Genomic DNA, 8,668 nt, shown 5'->3' with positions numbered 1-8,668 from the left:
GTCATGCACATTGTACACGGTCCATTTTTGATAGGTTGCAAATGATGCAATATCAGCATAAGTATCTGTAATGGAGTTAATATCAAATGCCGTTGTTACCGGCGGTTTTACAACAACCGTATCGGTTGGCTTTGATCCGGCACCCTCCTTTTTACATGCGCTTAATAAGCTTACTGCTAAAATAAGCGGCATAAAAAGTGCCCCTAACCTGTTCATATTTTTCATAAAATAGATTTTAAACCAAGGCTTAGCATAATTCCCTTCCGGCTTAATTACCGGAAGGGAGGTCATGCTTTAGTTGGCCGGGTTAGGTTTCAAATTCTTGTTTACATCCAATTCAGTTTGAGGGACCGGCAAATACTCGTTGCCGGGTGTCCAGGTGCTAAACTCCACATCGTGGGTTTTTAGCTCTGCCAGTTTATCTGCTTTATACAGCCAGCCCCAGCGAATGATATCGTTGATACGTTGTGCTTCAATAGCAAATTCCAAAGCCCTTTCATGGCCCAACTGCTCTCGCATATCGGCCTGGCTCATGCCCGGTTTGGTTGTAGCCAAATTGGGCAGGTGCGCTCTGTCCCTTACCTTTTGGATATAAGGATAGGCCGCGGCTGTTTGGCCTAATTCATTCAGTGCCTCGGCATACATTAGCAGCACATCTGAGTATCTTAAAACACGATAATTAATGCCTGAGTTTTCAATACCATTGTTCTCATTGGTAAACCCGGGGATGCCATCGTGGGTATATTTACGGGGATAAATGTTGGTTTTGGGATTAAGCCAGGGGCCAAAATAAGCCAGCTCAGATACACCGGGCTCGTATGATGCGATGGTAGCCAACAATCTGGGGTCAAGCTGGCCATCAACCGTTTTCTCTTTTTTAAATTCATCATAGATCCAGCGGGTGGGTAAAAAGTCTGAATAACCAAAACCTTCCATAGCATAGGTATGCCCTATTGATGATACCTGTTTCCAGTTGGCATTTGGCTCGCCGCCGTAGTTACCTACCGTACCGCCAACCGTTGCCGGATCAGCAAACTGTATTTCAAATAACGACTCCGCATTGTTCTCATTGGTAGGTTTAAAGTTATCCCTGAAATCGGTCATCAGGCTATAAATATTTAACTCGGGCCCATCAATGAGCTGCTTAAACTGGTTGGCAGCCTCCTGCCATTTCTGACGGTATAGGTAAGCCTTACCGAGTAAACCAATCGCGGCGCCTTTTGTAGCCCGGCCTTTTTGTCCCTGATCGGGCCCGCTAACACTGGCATAACTTACCGGCAGCATGGTCGCGGCTTTCTGGAAATCGGCATAGATCTGGTTCCAGATATCATCTTCGCTTGCTGTTGGCGGGTAGTAATCTTTCTGGTCTTTAGGTATGGTTAAAATAAGCGGTACAACTTTGTAGGTACGTGCCAAATTGAAATAAGCAAGCGCTCTTAAAAAATAAGCCTGCCCTAACAGGCGCGTTTTTAAACCCTCGTCCATAGTAATGGCTGGCACGTTGGTTAAAACCTGATTGGTACGGTATACCCATTGGTAATGCTGGGCCCATACCCATTGTACCGGGCCCGATGTGGTTGGAATAGTAAAATTGGCCACCTGGACAAGATCGCCCCACGGACTGTCGCCCTTAAAATCATCTCCGCGACCATCGCTAAGTGCAGGGTACATGCGCATGTAGCTGCCATCCTGTATCATACTGTTATAAATGGCCACAACCCCGGCGGTAGCATCGGCAGCTGTTTTCCAGTACTGTGTTGATGTTTGCGCGTTAGGATTTTGAAGGTCCAGCTTTTTATCGCACCCAAACATGGATGCTGTTAATATTACTATAGCGAAATATTTAAATTTTTTCATGTTGATTCAATTAACGATCTAAACAACTTTGTTAAAAACCTACCTGTACACCCATTAATATGGTTCTTGGCTTAGGGAAGGAGCCTGCATCAAATCCGGGATTAAACACGCCCGAAGTAAAATCGGGGTTAAACCCTTTGTAAGCCTGGAACGAGTACAGGTTTTGAGCTGTAGCATAGATCCTTGCATTTGAAAGTCCTTTTATAAGCCCTTTCTTAAAGGTATAACCAAGCGATACGGTGTTAATGCGCAGGTATTTGCCATCCTGTAACCAGCCTTTGCGGTTCGAGTCGCGCTGGTTTTGGTTTGGATCATTTTGAACTACACGAGGTATATCGGTATTGGTGTTAGTTGGTGTCCAGCGGTTTAATATATCAGTGCTCCTGTTAATGTAATCAGTAGTCAGCATCAGATCGCGGTATAAACGGCTGTTTATCAAAAATCCAGAACTGCCTGATGTATTGATAGAAAGATCAAAGCTTTTGTAAGCTGCAGCTATGTTTAAGCCATAATTAAGTTTAGGTATAGCGCTGCCCAGGTATGTTCTATCCTCGGTATTAATTACACCGTCATTATTGATGTCTTTAAATTTAATATCGCCGGGAGCTGTGCCTGCTTCTTGTTTGGCATGGCCGGCAATTTCGGCAACGTTTTGGAAAATACCTTCGGCTACATAGCCAAAGTGTTCGCCTACTTCACCACCAACAGCGGTTTTAGAACCTACTCCATATATAGGCTCATTGTTACCGCCCAGGGCCAGTACCTTGTTTTTAACCGTTGCTACGTTAGCAGCAACATCAAGCGTAAAATCACCTGCTCTTTTATGGTAAGCCACCGAGATCTCAATACCGGTGTTACGTAAAGTGGCGGCATTAATTAAGGGTGCCTGGTTTACAGATCCGGTTGAGGAAGGGATTGGAACACCAACCAGTACGTTTGATGAGGTACTGTTATAATACTCAGCCGACAGATCAAAGATGCCATTCAGCAGGGTAGCATCAAAACCCACGTTGGTGGTTTTACGGGTTTCCCATTTGATGTTTTCTGATACCAGGCTGGTTACTAAACCACCTGTTACTTTAGTATTATTAAAGTTATATACAATGTTGGGGTTAATGTATGAGGTGTACAGGTAATTACCTATGTTCTGGTTACCCAGCTCGCCATAACTCGCCCTGAATTTAAGATCGCTCAGGATATCTTTAGGCACGGTAAAAAATGGCTCGTTAGTTATACGCCATGCTACCGCTGCCGATGGAAAATAACCAAACCTGTTTGAAGGTGCAAAACGAGATGAGCCATCCCTGCGCAGGGTTGCTGTTAAAAGGTACCTGGAATCGAAATTATAATTTACCCTTCCGAAGTAAGATGACAGTGTACTTTCGGACCTTGAACCTGATGTGGTTTTATTGATGCCGTTATCCAAAACAAGATAAGGCGCTACTACGTTTTCGGCATGGCCGGTTTGTGTTTGGAAATTATCCTGCTGATATGACTGACCTAACAAAACATCAACACTGTGTTTACCAAAAGCTTTATTGTAGGTTAAGGTATTTTCAATGATGCCGGTGGTGTATAAACGCTCGGTATTATCAAGGCGGGATATGCTTTGATTAAAAAAGTATCCCAAATCAAAAGGCGGCTGGTAGGAGAAATCATTAGCCAGCACTTTATCATAACTTAAGCTAATCTTATATTTCAGGCTATGTCCACCTGTATTTAATAGGGTCACCTCGCCAAAGGCATTGGCCAGTACACGGTCAACATCTGTATAGTTTTTTATCAGCGAGTTAATACCCACCGCATTAAGCGAAATTACATTTTGAACGCTTGACAGAATACCCCCAAAACCACCAACTTTTGTAGGGTCATATAACTGCTGGGTAGGTACAGCTTCAATCAAATCGATAATGAGGGGCGGGCGGTTACCTGTTAAAATATCAGACCGGTAAGTAAGTGCGTTTTCATGCGAATGGGCATAAAAAACTGATTCTCCGAACCTGAAAATACCTTTTTCACCGGTTGTATTTACACGGGTTGAATAACGGTCATAAGTTGGACCATTACCTACAAAAGTTCCTTTATTACCAAAATAATCTAAAGATACGTTATAGGTAAAATGTTCGCTTCCGCCTGAGAAGTTAACATTATGATTTTGACGATTGCCATTTTTTTCTCCCACCTTTTGCCAATCGGTATTGGTGTTACTCACAAAAACCGGCGAACTTGGGTCGTTACCCGGAATTAAAGGCAAACCAGCATTGGTATTTACCTCGTTGATCACTGTCTGATACTGAACACGGTCAAGTACCGGTATTTGTTGCCATATTTTATCGACGCCATAATAGGCACTATAATCAACTTTGAAAGGAGATCCTTTTTTACCATGTTTTGTGGTGATAATAACTACCCCATTGGCAGCCCTTGAACCATAAATAGCACCTGCCGAAGCATCCTTTAACACCTGCATAGATTCAATATCATTGGGGTTAAAATCGCGCGGAGAGTTGCTCATCGGTACCCCGTCAATTACATATAATGGTGCCGAATCGCCAAATGTACTGAACCCTCTGATCCGCACACTTGGGAAAGCGCCCGGCTGCCCATCACTGTTAACTGTTACACCTGCTACTCTTCCCTGTAACAATTGCGAAAGATCATTAGTTGAAAACTTTTTGGCTTCTTTAGCATCCACAATACCTACCGAGCCGGTAATATCCTTCTTTTTTACACCACCATAGCCCACCACAATTACCTCATTAAGCGAGCTTGATGCAGCCAGAAGCTTTACATTAACTACCGTACTGCCATTGAGTGGTAATTCCTGCTGGTTAAAACCAACAAACGAAAATACCAGGACAACGTTGTTAGCATTTGCATCGGGAATGTTTAAGGAATATTTACCATTTACATCGGTTTGCGTACCTAACCCCGAGTTTTTAACTTTAACACTTACCCCGGGTAATGGCAGGTTATTTTCATCGGTTACGGTTCCTGTTACTGTAGCCGCGGAAAGCACACTTCCCTTTTCGGATAAAATAACAAGATTATTGTCGCTCAGTGTATATCCCAGATTGGTTTTATTGAGCAAGGCGTTCATTACCTGGTCAAGCGATGCATCTTTAATATTCAGACTTGCAGGCAGATCGTTCCTTGAAAGCACATCATCATTGTACAAGAAGTGGTAATCAGATTTTTTTTCAATCTCTTTAAGCGCTTTTTTTAACGGCACTTTCTCAAAACTGACATTAATTTTGGTCTGACCATACCCTTTGGAAAACGCCTGCATAGAGGAGACGATGACCAGAATAAGGATAAATTTAAACATAAGAAGTACTTTCAAAAATTGGTTCAGCCGCACTTGGTTAATGCGGTGTGCATTTTTTTTCATAATTTAGCATTAAGGTTATTTAACTATTTGGTTTATAGAAGGACTGGTAGTTAACTTGTACCATTTACATGGGGGGATGCTTCAACATTTCCCCATTTTTTTGGTGTAGGTTTTAGATAGTTATTTATGCATAGGCATTTTATAATTGTTTAATAATTAATAAATTACAATTTGATTGCTATCAATTTTATAATGAAAATTGGTTGTGGTTTGCAAAGCCCTTAAAGCTTTGTTAATTGGTTCATTCTGGAATTTGCCGGTAAATCTTAATTTTTTCACCTCTTCGTTTTCAAAAACAATAGAAACGCTATACCGGCGCTCCAGCTTTTTAGCAAGCCCCTCAAAATCTTCGGCATCAAAGGCCAGTTTGTTTTCGAGCCAAAGCGCTTCCGAGGGTAAAGTATCCTGTTTAGCCTGATGGATCCTGCTTAGTGCAATCAGAGGTATTTCTTCGGATACGTTTGCCTGTTGTGTATTGGATTTACCGGCAACGTCTTCATTATTTATAACCGTTAATTTTTCGGATGGCTTTAAAATGATCTTCTTCTCCGGGTTCCTTAAAACAGTTAGTTCTATTTGTCCGCGTATCAGCGCGGCTTCAGAAGTTTTATCATTTTTATAGGACCGTAAATTAAAGCGGGTACCCAATACTCTGATGCTGATAGTTGGGGTTGTTACAATAAACGGATGTTTGGCATCTTTCACCACATCAAAAAAAGCTTCGCCAACTAATGATACCTTCCTGAAATCCGTTCCAAAATCATTACCATACACCAACTTGCTGCCTGAGTTTAGCCATACCTTAGTACCATCGGGCAGTTGAATTTTACTGATGCCGTTTTTGGGGGCGCTTATTTCATTTGGCTTGTTATTGGCAGCATCGCCATGGCGTGTAAACCATAGTACTCCCAAAACTAAACTTGCAGCAACAAGCCAGGAACCTCGTTTAATGAATTTTATTATTTTTTGTTTTGCACCGCTGGTTTTAGACTCCGCAACCTGAGCAGCTTCATCAATTTCATTTTTATCGGCAACATCAAGCTTAGCCTCAAAGGCCTCCCATTTGTTTAGTAATTTTTCGTCGGAATTGGTCTGATGCTCATTTTTCCAGATCTCCTCCAGCAATGGGAGCGGATACTGATCTGCTGCTCCCTGCAGCAACAGCTCCTCAAGTTCAAGCAGTTCTTCGGGCGAAGCCTCACCGCTTAACTTTTTACCAATAAGTATCCAAATGTTATTAATCATTATTTGTAGCTTCTATATATAAAGACTACAAATAATGACGATACCCCAGTGGGAAACTTAATTATTTTTTAAAATTTTATCCGGAGCGGGAGGAGCCATTGATCTTTGGGAGTTTTCAATTCCTTTCGACAAGGTTTTAAGGGCATTGCCTATATGGTACTCCACTGTTTTAATAGATATATCCAGCAGTTCTGCAACTTCCCGGTATTTTAATCCATCGTCTTTTACCAGCTTAAAAACAATCCGGCACGGTTCAGAAAGCTTACCTAAGGAATTTTTTATAATTTTTGTAAGATCCTCGCAGGCAACCTTATCCTCGCCTGTGGCTGAAGTGTCTGCTATATCTAAACTGAGCTGATCAATATTTACATTATTAGCCAGTCCCTTTGAAATACAGGTAAGTGATTTGTTTTTAATAGCGGTATAGCAGTAAAAAGTAAAGTTGTTGATCTCCGTTAAACTGGCACGCTTTATCCAAAGGTTTAAAAACACATCGTTGGTAACCTCCTCGGCAAGTTCATCAAATTTCACAAATGATTTAGCCAGACTAAATAATTTGCCATAGTAAAATAAATACAGCCTTTTAAAAGATGCCCGATCATTATTCAAAGCAATGTTATTCAGTAAATCTTTGATCCCGGTATCCAACATCTTTAATCTTTTGTTAATAAATCAACATACTGCATCTGCCTCAGGTGCTATTTGGTCGAAAATTTATAGGTGGTTGTGGTATGATAAGTTTCACCCGGTTTTAACACGGTTGATGCAAATGCAGGGTGATTAGGGGCATCAGGAAAATGCTGGGTTTCCAAACAAAATGCCGAACGGTACCCATATGCTTTGCCGCCTTTGCCATCGTTGGTTTCGCCGGTTAAAAAATTACCGCTATAAAACTGCAGGCCCGGTTCCTGGGTATAAACATCCATCACTATGCCGGTTTCGGGACTGCTTACGGTGGCTACTACTTTTGAAGTATCATGTTTGTTCAACGCAAAATTATGATCGTAGCCCTTACCATTTTTTAGCTGATCATTTTTATCGTTAATGTTTAAGCCTATAGCTTTGGCTGTGGTAAAATCAAAAGGTGTACCCTTAACCGGTTGCAACTGCCCGGTCGGGATCAGGGTAGTATCAACAGGGGTGATGGCATCGGCATCAATTTTTAATATATTATTGGTTATAGTGCTGCTGCCCGCGCCATTCAGGTTAAAATAAGCATGGTTGGTTAAATTAACTATAGTGGTTTTATCAGTAGTAGCGGTGTAATCAATTTTAAGGGCGTTATCATCAGTTAGGGTGTAAACCACTTTAACAGATAAAGTGCCCGGGTAACCGCCTTCGCTATCTTTTGAAATATAGTTGAGGTTAAGCGTTTGCCCGTTAACCAGCGCAGCATCAAATACCTGCGAAAAGAATCCTTTAAACCCGCCGTGCAAAGTATTTACACCGTCGTTAATATCAAGCTGGTATGCTTTACCATCAAGGGTAAATTTACCTTTGGCTATACGGTTACCATACCGGCCTATAATGGCGCCAAAATAGGGTTCCTTGGGTTTTTGATAGGTTTTTAAACTATCATAGCCTAAAACAACATCAGTTAAAGTTCCCTTTTTATCCGGAACCAGCAGACTTACTATTCTTCCGCCGTAATTGGTAATAGCAACCTGTGCGCCTTTGCTATTTTTTAGTATAAAAAGTTTTACGGCCTTATCATTAACCGTACCTTCAAAATTCTTTTCGTTGATTATAGATGAGTCTTTTGCAACCGAGCTTGAATCGCTTGCAGCAGCATTATCATGAGCCGGACCACTGCATCCAACAGTTAAACTTAATGCAAGACAAATCAATGAAAGAAATTTTTTCTCAGGCGTTTTCATATTTTATAAGTTTTATGAGTTAACCAGTTCATTTATCTGAACTGAGTTAACCTTAATATAATTGGTGTTTGGTTTATTATTAAGTATCGGTGTTGGATACTAATTAAAATCTAAGGTATAATAATTTTTATTTAATTGTGAAATAAACACTTAAAAAAATTACAGGATAAACTCCCCTTGGATAAGCTAAATGCTTTTAATTACACTTTTTTTGATAAAATTGCCCTTGAAAATACTTTATATCTTTGCGCAATTATATTTTTTACCTATAAAATAAACATAATAGCCTCATCATAGC

At 41.0% G+C, this 8,668-nt stretch carries 6 protein-coding genes; all 6 read right to left on the bottom strand.

All coding sequences use genetic code 11. The annotated features are described in order from the left end of the window. On the bottom strand, positions 1 to 225 hold a 225-nt coding region (locus AC1DRQ_RS27740), incomplete at its 3' end, for a hypothetical protein (protein ID WP_477428795.1). A gap of 69 nt (positions 226 to 294) precedes the next feature. Next, on the bottom strand, positions 295 to 1,857 hold the full coding sequence (locus AC1DRQ_RS27735) for a RagB/SusD family nutrient uptake outer membrane protein (protein WP_477428793.1): 1,563 nt from the start codon (positions 1,855 to 1,857) through the stop codon (positions 295 to 297). A 31-nt stretch (positions 1,858 to 1,888) separates the two neighbouring features. Beyond that, entirely contained in the window at positions 1,889 to 5,185 is a 3,297-nt protein-coding gene (locus AC1DRQ_RS27730; RefSeq protein ID WP_477428791.1) for a TonB-dependent receptor, read from the bottom strand. A 219-nt stretch (positions 5,186 to 5,404) separates the two neighbouring features. After that, positions 5,405 to 6,493, bottom strand: coding sequence for a FecR family protein (locus AC1DRQ_RS27725; protein ID WP_477428789.1), 1,089 nt, complete (start codon positions 6,491 to 6,493; stop codon positions 5,405 to 5,407). A gap of 57 nt (positions 6,494 to 6,550) precedes the next feature. Then, positions 6,551 to 7,144 (bottom strand): RNA polymerase sigma-70 factor, encoded by a 594-nt coding sequence (locus AC1DRQ_RS27720; RefSeq protein ID WP_477428787.1) that lies wholly within the window; start codon positions 7,142 to 7,144, stop codon positions 6,551 to 6,553. A gap of 47 nt (positions 7,145 to 7,191) precedes the next feature. Next, a complete protein-coding gene (locus AC1DRQ_RS27715; protein ID WP_477428785.1) occupies positions 7,192 to 8,370 on the bottom strand; it encodes an aldose epimerase family protein in 1,179 nt (392 codons plus the stop codon). Positions 8,371 to 8,668: the final 298 nt, after the last annotated feature.

The organism is Mucilaginibacter sp. P4_E8 (assembly GCF_056401495.1).
The sequence above is the reverse complement of the archived record's forward strand: the minus strand, read 5'-3'. Positions and strand labels throughout refer to the sequence as shown.